The organism is Streptomyces millisiae (assembly GCF_031845425.1).
Taxonomy (GTDB): domain Bacteria; phylum Actinomycetota; class Actinomycetes; order Streptomycetales; family Streptomycetaceae; genus Streptomyces; species Streptomyces millisiae.
Window position 1 is genome coordinate 1 of sequence record NZ_JAVREM010000351.1, and the last position, 432, is coordinate 432.

Consider the following 432-nt stretch of genomic DNA (forward strand, 5'->3'; position numbering starts at 1 on the left):
CGGATGAACGGAACCTGTATGAGCGGGGAGCCGACCGGGCAATGATCAGGACCAGACCTTAATGGCCGGTGACCGGCCGGTTCTAGAGGCGGGCGGTCACGGATGGTGGTGAGCCGGGCGCGGAGCCGCCTCCGGACGGCGGGGCGGCCTGACGGTCTGTGACGAACGCGGCGGACGGTACGGACGAGGAGTGGTGGATGCGGTTCGAGGTGTGGGCCCCCGAGGCGGACACGGTCGTGCTGGAGGCAGCGGAGGTCCGGTATCCGATGGAGCGCGACCCGCTGCGGGAGGGGTGGTGGAGCGCGGAGGCGGAGGCGGTGGACGGGGACCGTTACGGGTTCCGGGTGGACGACGGGCCGCTGCTGCCGGACCCCCGTGCGCGGCGCCAGCCGGACGGGCCGGACGGTCCGAGCGCGGTGGTCGACCAGGGGG

1 pseudogene is annotated in these 432 nt (G+C 73.4%); it reads left to right on the forward strand.

What is annotated here, in order from left to right:
* Positions 1-197: 197 nt before the first annotated feature.
* A pseudogene (locus tag RNC47_RS37040) lies at positions 198-432 on the forward strand (malto-oligosyltrehalose trehalohydrolase); the annotation flags it as partial.